Origin of the sequence: Pseudomonas neuropathica, from assembly GCF_015461835.1 — a bacterium.
Classification (GTDB): Bacteria; Pseudomonadota; Gammaproteobacteria; order Pseudomonadales; family Pseudomonadaceae; genus Aquipseudomonas; species Aquipseudomonas neuropathica.
Genome location: NZ_JACOPX010000015.1, coordinates 144991 through 161205, shown reverse-complemented (window position 1 = coordinate 161205; position 16215 = coordinate 144991). Strand labels below are relative to the sequence as shown.

16 protein-coding genes and 2 pseudogenes are annotated in these 16215 nt (G+C 60.2%); 3 read left to right on the top strand and 15 right to left on the bottom strand.

Annotated elements, in window-relative coordinates; all coding sequences use genetic code 11:
• Positions 1-2: 2 nt before the first annotated feature.
• The 13 genes and pseudogenes from tssH to H8F23_RS21970 form a co-directional block, all read right to left on the bottom strand.
• Entirely contained in the window at positions 3-2660 is a 2658-nt protein-coding gene (gene tssH, locus H8F23_RS22030) for a type VI secretion system ATPase TssH (RefSeq protein ID WP_194935767.1), read from the bottom strand.
• Positions 2661-2671: 11 nt separating this feature from the next.
• A complete protein-coding gene (gene tssG, locus H8F23_RS22025) occupies positions 2672-3679 on the bottom strand; it encodes a type VI secretion system baseplate subunit TssG (RefSeq protein ID WP_016985779.1) in 1008 nt (335 codons plus the stop codon).
• Positions 3643-5430: a type VI secretion system baseplate subunit TssF gene (gene tssF / locus H8F23_RS22020; protein ID WP_194935766.1), complete on the bottom strand. Its 1788-nt coding sequence runs from the start codon at positions 5428-5430 to the stop codon at positions 3643-3645. Before tssF ends, tssG begins: the two co-directional genes overlap by 37 nt.
• Before the next feature lie 27 nt (positions 5431-5457).
• A complete protein-coding gene (locus tag H8F23_RS22015) occupies positions 5458-5910 on the bottom strand; it encodes a hypothetical protein (RefSeq protein WP_194935765.1) in 453 nt (150 codons plus the stop codon).
• 40 nt (positions 5911-5950) lie between these two features.
• Positions 5951-6328, bottom strand: coding sequence for a hypothetical protein (locus H8F23_RS22010; RefSeq protein ID WP_194935764.1), 378 nt, complete (start codon positions 6326-6328; stop codon positions 5951-5953).
• 105 nt (positions 6329-6433) lie between these two features.
• Positions 6434-6709, bottom strand: a pseudogene (locus H8F23_RS22005) (PAAR domain-containing protein); the annotation flags it as partial.
• Between the two features lie 11 nt (positions 6710-6720).
• Positions 6721-7128: a type VI secretion system baseplate subunit TssE gene (gene tssE, locus H8F23_RS22000; protein WP_007920274.1), complete on the bottom strand. Its 408-nt coding sequence runs from the start codon at positions 7126-7128 to the stop codon at positions 6721-6723.
• 9 nt (positions 7129-7137) lie between these two features.
• Positions 7138-8613, bottom strand: a complete 1476-nt coding sequence (gene tssC, locus H8F23_RS21995) for a type VI secretion system contractile sheath large subunit (protein ID WP_016772499.1) — start codon at positions 8611-8613, stop codon at positions 7138-7140.
• A 25-nt stretch (positions 8614-8638) separates the two neighbouring features.
• Positions 8639-9142, bottom strand: coding sequence for a type VI secretion system contractile sheath small subunit (gene tssB / locus H8F23_RS21990; RefSeq protein ID WP_003229587.1), 504 nt, complete (start codon positions 9140-9142; stop codon positions 8639-8641).
• Between the two features lie 32 nt (positions 9143-9174).
• Positions 9175-10737, bottom strand: a complete 1563-nt coding sequence (gene tssA / locus H8F23_RS21985; RefSeq protein WP_007920270.1) for a type VI secretion system protein TssA — start codon at positions 10735-10737, stop codon at positions 9175-9177.
• A 639-nt stretch (positions 10738-11376) separates the two neighbouring features.
• Positions 11377-11652 (bottom strand): HU family DNA-binding protein, encoded by a 276-nt coding sequence (locus H8F23_RS21980; protein ID WP_003213368.1) that lies wholly within the window; start codon positions 11650-11652, stop codon positions 11377-11379.
• Positions 11653-11842: 190 nt separating this feature from the next.
• Complete coding sequence (locus tag H8F23_RS21975) at positions 11843-12991, bottom strand: NAD(P)/FAD-dependent oxidoreductase (RefSeq protein ID WP_194935763.1); 1149 nt, start codon at positions 12989-12991, stop codon at positions 11843-11845.
• A 21-nt stretch (positions 12992-13012) separates the two neighbouring features.
• Positions 13013-13180: a rubredoxin gene (locus H8F23_RS21970; protein WP_003177199.1), complete on the bottom strand. Its 168-nt coding sequence runs from the start codon at positions 13178-13180 to the stop codon at positions 13013-13015.
• Positions 13181-13381: 201 nt separating this feature from the next.
• Between H8F23_RS21970 and H8F23_RS21965 the strand changes: the two genes are divergently transcribed.
• Together H8F23_RS21965 and ubiA are read left to right on the top strand one after the other, a co-directional pair.
• Complete coding sequence (locus tag H8F23_RS21965) at positions 13382-13942, top strand: chorismate--pyruvate lyase family protein (protein WP_194935762.1); 561 nt, start codon at positions 13382-13384, stop codon at positions 13940-13942.
• A complete protein-coding gene (gene ubiA / locus H8F23_RS21960; RefSeq protein ID WP_194935761.1) occupies positions 13942-14832 on the top strand; it encodes a 4-hydroxybenzoate octaprenyltransferase in 891 nt (296 codons plus the stop codon). Before H8F23_RS21965 ends, ubiA begins: the two co-directional genes overlap by 1 nt.
• Before the next feature lie 8 nt (positions 14833-14840).
• On the opposite strand, the pseudogene H8F23_RS29335 reads toward ubiA, so the two are convergent.
• Both H8F23_RS29335 and H8F23_RS21955 read right to left on the bottom strand, forming a co-directional pair.
• Positions 14841-14933, bottom strand: a pseudogene (locus tag H8F23_RS29335) (metal ABC transporter ATP-binding protein); the annotation flags it as partial.
• Between the two features lie 14 nt (positions 14934-14947).
• Positions 14948-15331, bottom strand: coding sequence for a COG4315 family predicted lipoprotein (locus H8F23_RS21955; protein WP_077575084.1), 384 nt, complete (start codon positions 15329-15331; stop codon positions 14948-14950).
• A gap of 151 nt (positions 15332-15482) precedes the next feature.
• Here H8F23_RS21955 and phoB point away from each other — a divergent pair, with 151 nt between their 5' ends.
• Positions 15483-16172 (top strand): phosphate regulon transcriptional regulator PhoB, encoded by a 690-nt coding sequence (phoB, locus tag H8F23_RS21950; RefSeq protein WP_007896474.1) that lies wholly within the window; start codon positions 15483-15485, stop codon positions 16170-16172.
• Positions 16173-16215 lie beyond the last annotated feature (43 nt).

Here is a 16215-nt window from a genome sequence, read left to right as displayed (position 1 = left end):
CCTCAGGCGAACTCGCAGGTCACGCTGGCTTCGCCGTCGAGCGTGGCATGCACGCGCTTGAGGCTTTCACCGGTGGCCATCGCGTCGAGCAGACGATCCGCTACCAGCGGCAGCACGTGCTGATCGAGCAAGTGATCGATCAAGCGCGCACCGCTTTCGCTTTGCGTGCAACGCTCGGACAAATGATCGACGAGGTTCTGGCACCAGCTGAAATCCAGCTGACGACGGTTGAGGCGCTCGCCGAGACGGCCGAGCTTGATCTCGATCAGCTCGCGCAGCACCGGGCCGCCGACCGGGTAGTACGGCACCACTTTCATCCGCGCCAGCAGCGCCGGTTTGAAGTGTTTGCTGAGCACCGGGCGAATGGTTTCTTCGAGCACTTCGGCGGTTGGCCTCGCGCCGTTTTCACAGAGGTCGCTGATGCGGTCGCTGCCGAGGTTCGAGGTCATCAGGATCAACGTATTGCGGAAGTCGATCTCGCGACCCTCGCCGTCGTTGGCCACGCCTTTGTCGAAGATTTGGTAGAACAGGTTGAGCACGTCCGGGTCGGCCTTCTCGACTTCATCGAGCAGCACCACCGAGTACGGCTTTTGGCGCACGGCTTCGGTGAGCATGCCGCCCTCGCCGTAACCGACGTAGCCCGGTGGCGCGCCGATCAGACGAGAAACAGTGTGCTTCTCCTGGAATTCGGACATGTTGATGGTGGTGATGAAACGATCACCGCCGTACAGCAAGTCAGCGAGGGCCAAGGCGGTTTCGGTTTTACCGACGCCGCTTGGGCCGACCAGCAGAAACACGCCCACGGGTGCGTCAGGTTTGTTCAGACCGGCAGCGGTGGCGCGCATCGAGCGATCCAGGGCGTGCACGGCTTGTTCCTGACCTCGGATGCGCGTGCGCAGGTCGGTGGCGAAGCTGGCGACTTTGGCGTTGTGCTCGCGGGCCAGCTGCGCCAATGGCACGCCGGTCCAGGCGCTGATCACTTCGGCGACCAGACGCGGGCACACTTCGAAGCTGACCAGACGCTCTTTGACTTGAGCGGCGGTCAGGGCGCTGTGGGTTTCGTTGAGTTGGGCTTCCAGCGCTTCGACGCTTTGACCTTCTTCGACTTCGGCGGCAACGGTTTCGATTACGGTGCCTTCGGCGTCTTCTTCAACGGTGACCACTGGCTCGACCGCTGCAGCTTCGCGGGCCTTGGCCAGTTGCTGACGCAATTCCAACAGGCGCTCAGCCAGTTGCTTCTGTTCAGTCCACAGGGTTTCCAGCGCGACCATTTCGTCTTCGGCTTCGTCGAGACGCGCTTCCAGTGCGTCCAGTGCTTCGTGGTCGATCAGCAGACCGGCTTCGGCATCGCGGCGCAGGGCCTGACGCTGGCGGCCACCTTCAGCCAATTCGCCACGCAGGCGCTCAAGGCTTTCCGGGGCAGCGGCAAGGCTGATGCGTACGCGGGCGCAAGCGGTGTCGAGAACGTCGACAGCTTTGTCCGGCAGTTGTCGACCGGCCAGATAACGTGCGGACAATTCCGCCGCCGAGACCACCGCGTCATCACGCAGATAGATGCCGTGGCTCTTCTCGTAAACCTGGGCCAGACCACGGAGGATGGTCACCGCTTCACTGACGGTCGGTTCGTGCAGTTGCACAGGCTGGAAACGACGGGCCAGCGCCGGGTCTTTCTCGAAGTATTTCTTGTACTCGGCCCAGGTGGTCGCGGCGATGGTGCGCAGCTCGCCTCGGGCCAGCGCCGGTTTCAGCAGGTTGGCCGCGTCGGAACCGCCGGCATTGCCGCCCGCGCCGATGAGGGTGTGGGCTTCGTCGATAAACAGAATGATCGGTTTTGGCGAGGCTTTGACTTCGTCGATCACGCCTTTGAGGCGACGTTCGAACTCGCCTTTGACGCTCGCGCCAGCCTGCAACAGGCCCATGTCCAGCGACAGCAGTTCAACGCCTTTGAGCACTTGCGGCACTTCACCGGCGGCGATGCGCGACGCCAGGCCTTCGACGATGGCGGTCTTGCCGACACCGGCCTCACCGACGACGATCGGGTTGTTCTTGCGACGACGGGCGAGGATATCGACCATCTGGCGGATCGCGCCGTCACGGCACAGCACAGGGTCGAGCTTGCCGTCGCGGGCCTGTTGGGTCAGGTTGTGGGTGAAACGCTGCAACAGCGATTCGCCCTGCGCGGCCGGTTTGCCATTGGCCGCCGGTTGCTCCTGTTGCGACAGGGCAAATTCCTTCAGGCGATCGATGTTCAGCTTGGCGAGCAGCGGCTGATAACGGCTGCCGGCGTAGCGCATCGGGTTACGCAGTAACGCGAGGATCAGCGCGGCGTCTTCAACCTGGGTCTGACCCAGTTCGAGGTTGGCCACCAGCAGCGCGTCTTGCAGCCACTGCACCAGTTCCGGGGCGAACACCGGGTTGCGCGAAGCGCTGTGTTCGACGCGCGATTGCAACGCGGCACTGAGTTCACCGGCATCGACATCGGCATCTTGCAACGCGCGTGCGAGCAAGCCATTCGGACGCTCGAGCAGGCCGAGCATCAAATCTTCGACGAGGATCTTGCTGCCGCCACGGGCCACGCAACGCTCGGCCGAACGTTCCAGGTCACGACGGGTTTCGGCGTCCAGCGCCTGGATGAGTTGTTGCAGGTCTACGTTGATCATGGCTCACGTCCTTAATGAATTTTGCTGCCCAGGGTCACCACGCCGTCCGCTTTTTCGCGGCCCAGCCAACTGGTCCAACCGAGGCGACAGGCGTTCTGCTCACCGATGCGCAGTTCGCGGATTTCTTCCTGGCGCAGGACCAGGCGGATGTCGTAATCGAGCGGGTCACGCAGGGTGAACCGCACCAGCGCGCAGAGCGGCTGGTAACCGAAACCGATCGGCAGGAATTCATGGAATCGCTGCCAGTCGAGCTCGGTGATGTGAATGCGGAATTTGCCGCTGCGGTCGCGCACATGCTCGCCGAGCACAAGGTCTTCACCGAGCAGGCTGTTGGCGCGGCCCAAACGATTGCGCTGCTCTTCGAGAATTTCCACGCGGCGCTCGATGCACTGCTCGATGACCAGGTCTTCGTGCTTGAAGTAGTAACGCAGCACGGCTTCGATCAACGCCGCCGAGTGCGCCCGCAAGCTGAGCAGACCGAGGTACGGCAGCAGGCGTTTCCAGTTGAGTTCCTTGGCCTTGCGGATCTCTTCGCCACCGAGGCCGATCAGGGCGAACAGCTGCGAGGAGAACGGGTCAATCGCGCCACTCTGGAAGCTTGCGCGGTAGCGGTACTTGCGCCAGATCGGCAGCATCAGCCGTTGCAGGCGATGGTGGAACAGATCGAGGAAGTTGCGTGTCGGGTTACCGTCCTCGCTGTCGCCCAGGGCTTGTTCGCCGTAGAACGCCGGCAGCGGCGAGCCAGAACCGACCAGGCCGATCAGGTTGAAACGCATGCGCGCGCGCATCTGCCCGTGCTCTTCGAAGAACTCCACACGATCGACGTCGCTGCGCGGAAAGCCCAGGCTCGGGTTGGCCTGGAACTCCACGTGGTCGTACAGATCGTCTTCGCTCAGGTGCGGGTGTGCCTCGCGCAGCCGGTCGATCACCAGCAGCACGGCCTGAAACAGCGAGTACTCGCGTATTACCTTGGTCAGCCCGCTTAAAGCAGGGGCTGCAGGCCCATACGTGGTGTCCATTGGTACACCTCTCCCTGTGTGCTTTTTACGCGCAGTTCATGGAATGAATTGAGACTGGCGTAAAGCGCGAAAAACTCGTTAAGAACCGAAGCGAAGACGAACAGGTCGCCTTCGCCGATATACCCTTCCGGGTCGATGGTCAGTTCGGTGCGCAAACCGCGCACCGGCAACCCACGGTGCAAGCGGTCGACGTGGTGATGCTTGATGTGCTTGAGGCCGCCGAGCAGGCGTTTGCTGACCTTCTCCGCGTGCTGGTCGTAGTAGCGCGGCAAGTCGTAGGTTTCGAGAATCACCTTCAACGCATTGACGTCGGCCAGCGACAGATAGTTAAGCGACATGTTGCTGATCAGCTTCCACAGGAAGTCACGGTTCAGCGGCGGCGCGAAGCTGGAAGTGGCCGGGGTGATGTTGCGGAAGCTCAAGAACTCCGGCGTCTCTTCGCAGGCCATGCAGATGTCGCCCAGCTTGAGCTTGCGCGGCAGGTTCTGGTTGGTGCAGATCAGCTCGATCGACAGGGTTTCGTGGGCTTCGGTGTGACGGATGCCGAAGCTCAGGTAGGTGTCGAGGCCGTCGTGCAGCAAGGACGAGCGCTGGCGGATGCTGTAATGCGGACGGCTATTGGGCACGTCGAAACTCGGGTCGTGCTCGAAGGATTCGAACGGCACGTACTCCTGATAACCGAGGCCGCCGGGCTTCCAGCCGGTCACGGTTTCCACCGAGAACACGCCGCAGTTTTCCAGATCGTATTCCGCTGGCAGCAGCAGGTATTCGTCCTGCTTGCCGTCGAGGCGGATCGGCAGCGCGTCGTGGGCGAACAGGTTGGCAATCGGCGTGCAGAACAGCTTCACGTTATCCAGCGTCGGCCGCATGCGCATGATGCCGCTCTTGCGAATATCGAAGCGCAATTCCAGGCCACGCATCTGCTTGAGGGTGTCTTCCGGCAGCGCGTTGAGGATGTCCAGACCATTCACATCGACGAACAGGAACTTGTCCTGGAAGGCGAAGTATTCCTGCAGGTAGCGATAGCCGCGGAAGGTGTTCAGCGGATACGGGATCAACGCTTCTTCTTCGGCAAAGCCCACCGGTTTGACCCGATCACCGGGAATCTTGAACGCCATCGGCTTGCCGCTGACGCCATCGATCGGTTTGCCGGCGCCGTCGAGCGGGATCAGTTCGATGCCCTCGAGGTTGCGCAGCAGGCTCAGGTAGAGCATCTGGCTGATGTAACGCTCGCCAGCAAAGTGCAGACGCAGTTTGCTCAGTTCCAGCTCACCGAGGTGGCCGTCGGCGCTCATTTCCAGACGCAGGCTGAGCAGCGAGCCGTCGCCCTTCACCGAGTAGTTCAGCGCAGCCAGATCCAGCGGCAACACTTCGGTCGGGTAGCAGGTGCGGAAGCGGCAACGCACGTCTTCGATCGGTTTGCTTTCAATCGGCGTATCGCGCTCGACGCGCAACGCCGGTCCGGAACGCTTGAGCGGATCGAACTGCAAAATGCTGAACGCCGGCAGCGGGCGCATGTAGTTCGGCCACAGCAACTGCATCAGCGAATGGCTGAGTTCCGGCAACTCGTCATCGAGCTTCTGGCGCAGCCGCCCGGTCAGAAACGCAAAACCTTCGAGCAACCGCTCCACATCCGGATCCCGCCCGGCCTGCCCCAGATACGGAGCCAACGCCGGACTACGCTCGGCGAAACGGCGACCGAGTTGGCGCAGTGCGGTGAGTTCGCTTTGGTAGTAGTGGTTAAAGGACACGGGTTACCTGCCTGGTAGTGGAACTCATCAAAAAAATATCCTGTAGAGCGCGACTGTCACGCCGGCGCAGACGTAACCGCCAATCAGGAGAAACGGCACAATCGAGATCCAGCCGTACGCCATGTAGGCATCACTGAGCTGACCGACGACCAGACTGAGCAAGCCATACAGCATCCATGGCACGGCATAGAACGGGATGAACTTCACCGGCGCCCACCAAACCATCCGCAATGCCTGCTGCTCGTTTCGGCTCTGCGCCGATCGGGACATCCACAGCGAGAAACCCAGAAGCCCGGGAATTCCCCACCACAACAGGTACTGCCAATAAATCCCGGACGACTCGGGTGTTGAATACTCGCCATTCCACAGGTCATAGGAACTGATCGCCAACACCGCCAGCAGTGGCAGCCACAATGCAGCCATGAAGAAGCTGAGTTGCGCGCGACCCAGCATGAGCATCTCGCTTGACGAGTCGGTCACGCGCCCGTCTCCTGCCCCGGGGTCGCTGGCACGTATTTATTCATCGCTGCGCAACTCCCTGTTTTTGCGGCGTGATCGCGACACCCGTATAGACGTAGAGTTCTTCACCGCCGTAGCCACCAATGGCTGCAGCGCTAAGTGGATGGCTGTCCCTGGTGCCATATCGAACCCAGCCCTCAGTCCACATCCCACCACTTTCGTGGCGAATCTCCACGTAATAATCCGGTGCTTCGGACTTAGTAATCTCGACGAATACCCCACCATCCTCGGCGCCAATCCACAACGCGTGGGGATGAGCGAACAGCTTTGGTTCGGTCGAGCTTTCCATCCGCAACAGCAGCGCGAAGCCGACCAGAATCACCAGCAAACCAACCGAGCTGAGAAAAGCGACAAGACATTGCCAGGCTCTGAGTTTCATTGAGCCGACCCGAACATGTGCGTCATGGACAGAACGCCCCGCTATCGACTGTCCATGAACGAACAACGCCACTCAGGTGTTTCTTAGTCATCAGCTCGACCCTGGCGAATTGCCGATAATCACCGTCCCGGAACCTGCCGTGACCTTGTTGCCGTGAATACCAACCGAACCCACGGTCGCGGCCGCTTTGCCGTTGATCAAAACCGTGGTCGCCAGATCGCCGACCATCGCACCACCACACGCCGAGGCATCGCCTTGGCGGGCGGCCGCGAGGCCGTCGAAGAACACGTCGCCGGAACCGGCGGCGATCGGGTTGGTACCGTGGCCTGGAAGTGGGCAAGCGGTGGGGTCGGATACGCGTGCTGCGGGTTTGCCAGACATCGGGGATCTCCTTAGGTGACCTTCACTTGACCGCTGCCATCCAGGCGCGCGGAAAAACTGACCTGACGCTTGAACCCTTCAACTTCCAGCAGGCCTTCGATGCTGAAGGCCAGGCGAAGTTGATCGTGGTCACGCGGCAGGGAAATGACACGCACGTTGCTCAGGCGCGGCTCGTAGGCTTCGATGAAGTTTTCGATGGCCAGACGGGCCTGACTCAGGGAGTCGTGCAGGCTCAGACGCATGTCATTGAGATCGGGCAACCCGTAGTCGGCCAGCGTTTGCACGCTGCCGGCCCGGGTGCTGAGCATTTTGGCCAGATGGGCAGCCACTGACGCCATGGCACAAGCCTCAAGGCTGTTGCCCTTGCGTAGTTGCGCGTCGCCGTTGAGGCGTTCGAACAGGCTGCCGTATCCGTCCATGAGTCGCTCTTACTCTTTGTCCAGCTTGCCAACCAGCGACAGGGTGAAATCGGCACCCATGTACTTGAAGTGCGGACGCACGTTCAAGCTCACGCGGTACCAGCCCGGCTCGCCTTCAACGTCGCTGACGATCACTTGCGCAGCGCGCAGCGGACGACGGCCACGCACTTCGGCGCTCGGATTTTCCTGGTCGGCAACGTACTGACGGATCCACTTGTTCAGTTCCAGCTCGAGGTCGGTACGTTCTTTCCACGAACCGAGTTGCTCGCGCTGCAGCACTTTCAAGTAGTGAGCCAGGCGGTTGACGATCATCATGTACGGCAGTTGGGTGCCGAGCTTGTAGTTCAGCTCTGCCGCCTTGCCTTCTGCGCTGATGCCGAAGAACTTCGGCTTCTGCACCGAGCTGGCGGAGAAGAACGCCGCGTTGTCGGAGCCTTTACGCATGGTCAGGGAGATGAAGCCTTCCTCGGCCAGTTCGTATTCACGACGGTCGGAAACCAGAACCTCAGTAGGGATCTTGGTTTCGATTTCGCCCATGCTTTCGAAATGGTGCAACGGCAGGTCTTCAACCGCGCCACCGCTCTGCGGGCCGATGATGTTCGGGCACCAGCGGAATTTGGCGAAGCTGTCGGTCAGCTTGGTGCCGAACGCGTAAGCAGTGTTGCCCCACAGGTAGTGCTCGTGGCTGTTGGCAACGGTTTCCTTGTACACGAACGATTTGACCGGGTTTTCTTCCGGATCGTACGGGTTACGCAGCAGGAAACGCGGCACGGTCAGGCCAACGTAGCGGGAGTCTTCCGAGGTACGGAAGCTCTGCCATTTGGCGAATTGCGGGCCTTCGAAGTGGTCTTTCAGATCTTTCAGATCCGGCAGGCCGGTGAAGCTTTCCAGACCGAAGAATTTCGGGCCGGCGGCAGCGATGAACGGTGCGTGCGACATGCACGAAACGCTGGCCACGTACTGCATCAGCTTCACGTCTGGCGAGCTTGGCGACATGTAGTAGTTAGCGATGATCGCGCCCACAGGCTGACCACCGAACTGGCCGTATTCAGCGGTGTAGATGTGCTTGTACAGGCCCGACTGCATGACTTCCGGCGAATCTTCGAAATCGTCCAGCAGGTCTTCTTTGGAGACGTTGAGGATTTCGATCTTGATGTTTTCGCGGAAGTTGGTGCGATCGACCAGCAACTGCAGACCACGCCACGACGACTCCAGGGCCTGGAAGTCCGGGTGGTGCAGGATTTCGTCCATCTGACGGCTGAGCTTGGCATCGATCTCGGCGATCATGCGGTCAACCATGGCCTTCTTGACCGGCTCACCGTTGTTCTGCGGCTTGAGCAGTTCTTCGATGAAGGCCGACACACCGCGCTTGGCGATGTCGTAGGCTTCGTCGTCCGGAGTCAGACGGGTTTCGGCGATGATGCTGTCGAGAATGCTGTATTCGCCGCTGGCGGCGCTCTTCTCTTGTGCTGCGCTAGTGCTCATTGTGTTGGCTTCCTTGGCTGGAGTCTCAGGCGTCCGGGGCTGCGGCGTTCAGGCCCAGCTCACCGAGTACGCGACCGCGGGATTCGTCGTCGGCGAGCACGCCTTCGATCGCTTTACGGAACGCAGGTGCGTTACCCAGCGGGCCTTTGAGGGCCACCAGCGCATCGCGCAGTTCCATCAGTTTTTTCAGCTCAGGCACTTGCTCGACCAGGCTGGCCGGGTTGAAGTCCTTCATCGAATTGACGCGCAGTTGCACAGCCAGCTCGTCGGCCTCGCCATCTTCCTGCAGACGGTTCGGCACGCTCAGCGTCAGACCCAGTTCTTGCTTGGCCAACACTTCGTCGAAGGTCATCTTGTCGATGCTGATCGGCTTGCGATCTTCGATTTTGCGATCGTCCTTGCGGTGGGTGTAGTCACCGATTGCCAGCAGCTTCAGCGGCAGTTCAATCTCTTCCTGAGCACCGCCGGTGGCGGGTTTGAAGGTGACGTTGATGCGTTCCTTGGGGGCTACCGAGCCTTCTTTGGCCATGGCTTTTCTCCTTGCGGTTGTGGCCCTGGGGCCTATTCGAGTACCACTTCGAGGTCGAGGTGGCACAGCCTGCGATAAATCTCTTCCTTGCGTTCACGTACGGCATGGTTCTGCGGCAACAACTCGCAGCAGCTATGCAGTAAATGCAGCACTTCCAATGCAAGATCGGGCTCCCAGGCGTGCAGGCCTGAGTCCTGTAATGTCTGATCGAGGGTTTCCAGCTGGTTCTTGGCCAGTTCGTATTTCTTGGCCATGAAGCACAGGCGCGCGAGGGCGAACTGCCAGAAGAAGCGTTCGCGGCCACCGTGAGCGGATTGCAAACCCTGCTTGAGCGTCTGCACGGCCGGCTTCAGGCCTTCCTTGCGCAGCAGCGGCAGAACTTCTTCGAGGGCCTTTTCCCAGGCCGGCTGGGTTTCGACGTTTTCGCTTTCGACCTTGCGCGGCGCACTGGCGCTTTGCAGGTGCGGCATGACGTTGGCGGCGATCCATGCGCGGGTGGACGGATCGGCAAACGGCGCGCCGTCATGGAAGCGCAACTCGACAATGCCCGGCAGCCGTTGAACCAAAAGCGCGAAGTGGATTTCCACTTCGCGCATTGCCAATTCGGCGTTGAGGTTCTGGAGACACTCCCAGACCATCCTCTGGCCATCGAACCAGAACGGCGCCTTCGCCAGGCTCGCCTCCAGTTCCACCAGCAGGTCGGCGTATTTGCCCTGATCGAAACGGTCCTGATAGAGCTTGAGCTTTTCCAGCGGCAGGCCACGCAGCACGGTGATCTGCTCGGCGTTGCGCTCCGGCACCGCGTCGATGGTCATCCACAGCAGTGTGCGATTGAGGCGCAGGGCGCGCAGGTCGGTGGCCTTCTGCTTGAGCCACCAGGCACACAATGGGCGGGCGCTTTCCTGTTGCGCGCGCAGGGCTTTATGCGCGTCTCGTTCGTTGTCGATCGGCGCGCCGGGGGTGAGCAACTGGCTCGCCGCCTGCTTGACCTGCGCCACCGCCGCACCGACCACACCAGGGGCCGGCTGATTGTCGGCCGCGCGCTGGATCATGGTTTTCAGGCGACGGGAGATCGGCAGCAACAGCGGAGAATCATCGCCCAGATGCTCGGCACACGCGGCTTCAAGGCCGGACAGGTGCTCGGAGAGCTGCCGGAACATCGGCAGCTGCTCTTTGATCGCAATGTTTTCGGTGATGACCTGCTCGAGACGCGGCACCAGCCAGCCGATGGCGGCGGCACGGGTACGGGGTTTGAGCGGGTGAACGTCGGCCCAGTTGTTTTCCGACAGATGGTGCAGCAGACCGAGGCCGGCCAGCAGTCCGGGGAAGGATTCGCGCTGGTACAGCGACCAGGTCAGCCAGGCGCCGACACGCAAATCCTTGGATTGGGTACGCAGTAGATTTTCGCTGTTTTCGCGAATTTTCAGCCAGTCGATCTGCCCGCTTTCGTGCATCGACGAGGCTTTGGCCAGCTCGCTTTCCAGGGCCTCGAATTCGCTCGAAAAACGAACGTCTTCGCCCGCGAAATTCTCTTTGGAAACAGAGACTTTAGCGAGTTCGAGGTAATGGGCGGAAAGTTTGCTTGAGTAGGACATCCATGGCCTTTATTAAGGATTACAGTCAGGCGCCTATTGGAGTTACCGCGGCGCGGGACAGTATCGAAGAGCGGTGAAGCGACTCATCCAATTGAGATGTGCTCTTTCAAGTGGGCGCATCGTAATCACTATGATGGCCACTAGCAAGCATCTGATTAAACAACAAGACGAACTGTTCTTTGTTTGTTGTAGGAGGTTTCCCTATATTTAGTCAGGGAATCCCCGATACCGTTTTCATATATACGCAGCCGCACGAAACACCTGAAAACCCTGATTTAGAGCGATCGTTCCAATCTGCCGTGATCACCGAAAACCGGGGCCGACGACAATGGCGCGGAGCATGACGGGTTTTGAAAAAAACGGATGTAGGATGATTCCGAAAGATTTCAGTGCTGTTTCAACAATTCACAGCGAGACAACCAACAATGACAAAAGTGCCATCAATATGATGGCTTTTATATATAGGGTATTGATTTAAGTGTGAGGCAGATCGATAGCCAACCAATGCAGTTGATTACGTGGCTTTATTATTGCTGCAGGGCATACCAAATAGGCAGGCACAAAAAATGGGCACCCGACCGCAATCGGTGTGCCCATTTTTTCAGCGATTCTCCCCGTTATTCGAGGAGTTCGCCGCAATTAAGGATTTACGCTGTCTTTCAACGATTTGCCTGGCTTGAACGCAACAGTGTTGCTGGCCTTGATTTTAACCGGTTCGCCGGTCTGCGGGTTTTTGCCGGTGCGGGCGCCGCGGTGGCGTTGCAGGAAGGTGCCGAAGCCGACCAGCGTCACGCTGTCCTTGCGGTGCAGAGCGCCGGTGATTTCTTCGAGAACGGCGTTGAGTACGCGGTTGGCCTGTTCTTTGGTCAGATCTGCTTTTTCAGCGATTGCAGCGGCGAGTTCTGGTTTACGCATTAGTGAAGCCCCTTTGACGGTTTTTTGTTGTTATGTCCGTGCTGTTCTCGTTGGAACAGCGCCCAAGGCGCCGCAGGCTCTACTCTGCGGCAGACGGGAGTGAGAATGGCACGCGGATACCGGCGGCGCCAGTCTCCACGCGACCTTTGTAGGGGCAAAAGCGGGGTGATTCCGACAGAACGACCGGTATTTACGCCAGCAGCGCCGGAAGCTGTTTGTTCAGGGCGAGTTTTTCCATCACCGCTGCACCCGTCAGCGCATAACCGAGCAGCTGCCCATCGGCACTGTGGCACAGCGCCTTGATGTCGGCGCCCTGACCTTCGACCGTCCAGACACCTTCGCTGCCCCGAGGTGGCGGCGAAACCACCAGCGGGCACACCGGGGTTTTTACGGTGATCGGCATCGGGCCGTAGCTCACGGTAGTAGGGTTTCCAGCGAGGGTTTGCGCCAGCGCCCGCGCACAACTCATCAGGGGCATCACGTACAGCAGATTCAATCCGTCGACCTCGGCGCAGTCGCCCAGGGCGTAAATATTGGCGTGGGAGGTTTTCAGGTGCCGGTCGACCACGACGCCGCGATTGACCTGCACGCCGGCAGCCGCCGCCAGATCGATACGCGGGCGCAGGCCGATGGCCGAAACCACCACGTCGCAAGGAATGACCTGGCCGTCGGACAGATGCGCTTCCAGGCCGGCGGCGACTTTCTGCAATCGGGTCAGTACCGGGCCGAGATGAAATTTCGCACCGAGGCTTTCCAGCCCGGCCTGCACGGCTGCCGCAGCCGCCGGGTGCAGCAGCATCGGCATGACTTGTTCACAGGGTGCAACCAGTTGCACTTCGTAGCCGCCGAGGATCAGGTCGTTGGCGAATTCGCAGCCAATCAGGCCGGCGCCGAGCAACAGCACCCGGCGCTTGCCGGCCGCCGCTGCGCGAAAGCGTGCGTAGTCTTCAAGATCATTGATCGGAAACACCAGATCGGCGCCATCGCCTTCGATGGGCACACGCACGGTTTCTGCGCCCCAGGCGAGGATCAGGTCGCGGTAATAAACCGCTTCTTCGCCGATCCACAGGCGCTTGTGGCCGGCGTCGATACCGCTGATACGCGTATGAGTGCGCACTTCGGCTTTCAACTGCTCAGCCATGGCCCCGGGTTCAGCCATGCTCAGGCCGTCGGCGTCCTTGTTCTTGCCGAAACCGGTGGAGAGCATCGGTTTGGAGTAAGAGCGGCCGTCATCAGCCGTAATCAACAGCAACGGGGTTTCGCTATCGAGTTTGCGAAACTCGCGGGCCAGGTTATAGCCCGCCAGCCCAGTGCCAACGATGACGACAGGTGCGCTCATGCCTTACTCCTTTCGATTTGCTTAGTTGATTTCGATCATTTCGAAGTCCATTTTGCCAACGCCGCAGTCCGGGCACAGCCAGTCTGCCGGTACATCTTCCCAACGGGTGCCCGGCGCAATGCCGTCATCCGGCCAGCCATCGGCTTCGTTGTAGATCAGGCCACAGACGATGCATTGCCACTTTTTCATTCAGGTACTTCCTCAGGGTTCAGGCGTGGTGCCGGCACGGACGGTCGATGGGTGTTGCGCTGCCATCCGGCTCAGGGCGTTTTGTACTGATGGTGCCGGGCAGATGCAAGCCTGTTCGGCGCAATGGCGACCCGGATCAATCAATATCGGCGGCCACCATGTTAAGCTCGCCGCCTCATTTGCGGCCAATAATGACTCATTGTGCAACATTCAAATGCCTGCCCGGCCCCGCTCTGGCTGACTCAAAGCCGACTGACGCCCCTCCCCGATTCGTTGACCCTCGACTGGCTGTTCGACGAAGGCTCCCTCACCCGCCGACTGACCCGGCTGTCCGATGACGGCTTCAGCGTCACGCCGCTGTTTGAAGGCTGGGACACCTTGCGCGCTGACGAATGTGCGGCGCTGGATCTGGCTGAGGGCAGCGAAGGCTGGGTACGCGAGGTGTATTTGCGCGGTCACGGCGAGGCTTGGGTGTTCGCCCGTAGCGTCGCGTCGCGCGCCGCTTTGCAGGGTGACGGCTTGCACATGGACGAACTGGGCAGCCGCTCTCTGGGTGAATTGCTGTTTTGCGATCAGGCGTTCCAGCGCCGCGCCCTCGAAGTTTGCCACTACCCTGAACAATGGTTGCCGCCAGACGTGAAAGCGCCTGAGCTGTGGGGCCGACGTTCGCGTTTCGACCGTGGCGCGTTGAGCGTGCTGGTCGCAGAAATTTTCCTGCCGAGCCTGTGGCGCGCCGCCCGCGCCCATCCGGAGAACTGCTGATGTATCAGAGCCTGCTCAAGTCGCTGAACCGCTTGAACCCGCGCGCGTGGGACTTCATTCAGTTGACCCGGATGGACAAGCCGATCGGCATTTATCTGCTGCTGTGGCCAACCCTTTGGGCCCTGTGGATTGCCGGCAAAGGCTCGCCGTCGCTGGCCAACGTGGTGATTTTCGTCCTCGGCGTGGTACTGACCCGCGCCGGCGGTTGCGTGATCAACGACTGGGCCGACCGCAAGGTCGACGGCCACGTCAAACGCACCGCACAACGGCCGCTGGCCAGCGGCAAGATCAGTTCGAAAGAAGCGCTGGTGTTCTTTGCGCTGTTGATGGGCGTGAGTTTTCTGCTGGTGCTGTGCACCAATGCGCCGACCATTTGGTTGTCGCTGGGCGGTCTGGCGCTGGCGTTCACTTACCCGTTCATGAAGCGCTACACCTATTACCCGCAAGTGGTGCTCGGCGCGGCGTTTTCGTGGGGGATGCCGATGGCGTTCACCGCCGAGACCGGCGAGCTGCCGGCGGCAGCGTGGCTGCTATGGATCGCCAACCTGCTGTGGACGGTGGGTTACGACACCTATTACGCGATGACCGATCGCGATGACGATTTGAAGATTGGCGTGAAATCCACGGCAATTCTGTTTGGCGAGGCGGACCGGCTGATCATCCTGAGCTTGCAGGCATTGTCGCTGGGTTGCCTGATGCTGGCGGGATCCAAGTTTGAGCTGGGCATCTGGTTCCATCTTGGCTTGCTGGTGGCTGCCGGGTGTTATGCGTGGGAATTCTGGTACACGCGGGATCGCGACCGGATGCGCTGCTTCAAGGCGTTTTTGCACAACCACTGGGCCGGGTTGGCGATTTTCGTCGGGATCGTGCTGGATTACGCGTTGCGCTGATCCGCAAAAACCTGTGGGAGCGAGCTTGCTCGCGAATGCGTCGTCTCAGTCAGCCTATGTGGCAACTGACCCAACGCTTTCGCGAGCAAGCTCGCTCCCACAGGGGGATTTGCGTTTACTTATGCTCGTGCACCACGTGCCACACTTCCTTCATGCCATCGCCTTTCATTTCTCCAGGCTTCTCGTCCTTCATGAAGGTGTACAGCGGTTTGCCGTCATAGGCGTACTGCATCATGCCGTCATCGCGCTTGATGACCGTCCATTTGCCTTCAGCCTTGGCACCCGCCGGCGCCATCATCGGCGGCCAGTTTTTCGCGCAATCGCCGTTGCACATCGATTTGCCGCCAGCGTCCTTGTCGAACGTATAAACGGTCATGCCTTTGTGATCGACCATCATGCCGTCCTTCATCATGGCCGGCTCGGCAGCCATGGCAAATCCAGGCAGAGTCAGGGCAGCAGCCATCAGCAGGGCTTTGAAAGAAACAGTCATTTGAGTCATGGAAACCTTCTTTTGTGGTTGTCAGGATTCGGACTTAGAGCTTAGTTGAGGATTTGCACAATCGCCGCCGGACTAAAATACTGTCACACGACTGCAATAATTCCGTTATCTAATGCGGCGCAAGACAGTTAAATGACAAGAGGATTAAGGCATGGTTGGCAGGAGCATTCTGATCGTCGACGACGAAGCGCCCATTCGCGAAATGATCGCCGTTGCGTTGGAAATGGCCGGCTATGACTGCCTCGAGGCAGAGAACTCGCAGCAGGCCCACGCCATCATCGTCGACCGCAAGCCGGACCTGATCCTGCTCGACTGGATGCTGCCCGGCACCTCCGGCATCGAACTGGCCCGTCGTCTGAAGCGTGACGAGCTGACCGGGGACATCCCGATCATCATGCTCACCGCCAAGGGCGAAGAGGACAACAAGATCCAGGGTCTGGAAGTCGGCGCCGACGACTACATCACCAAACCGTTTTCCCCGCGCGAACTGGTCGCCCGCCTCAAAGCCGTGCTGCGTCGCGCTGGCCCGACCGACGGCGAAGCGCCGATCGAAGTCGGCGGCCTGCTGCTTGATCCGATCAGCCACCGCGTGACCATCGACGGCAAACCGGCCGAGATGGGCCCGACCGAATACCGTCTGCTGCAATTCTTCATGACCCACCAGGAACGCGCCTACACCCGTGGCCAGTTGCTGGATCAGGTCTGGGGCGGCAACGTCTATGTTGAAGAGCGCACCGTCGACGTGCACATCCGGCGCTTGCGCAAGGCCCTCGGCGACGCCTACGAAAATCTGGTACAAACCGTGCGCGGCACCGGCTACCGGTTCTCCACCAAGGCCTGATCCGACCGCCAGACTCGCTGACAAGGACCGTATTTTCCGTGAA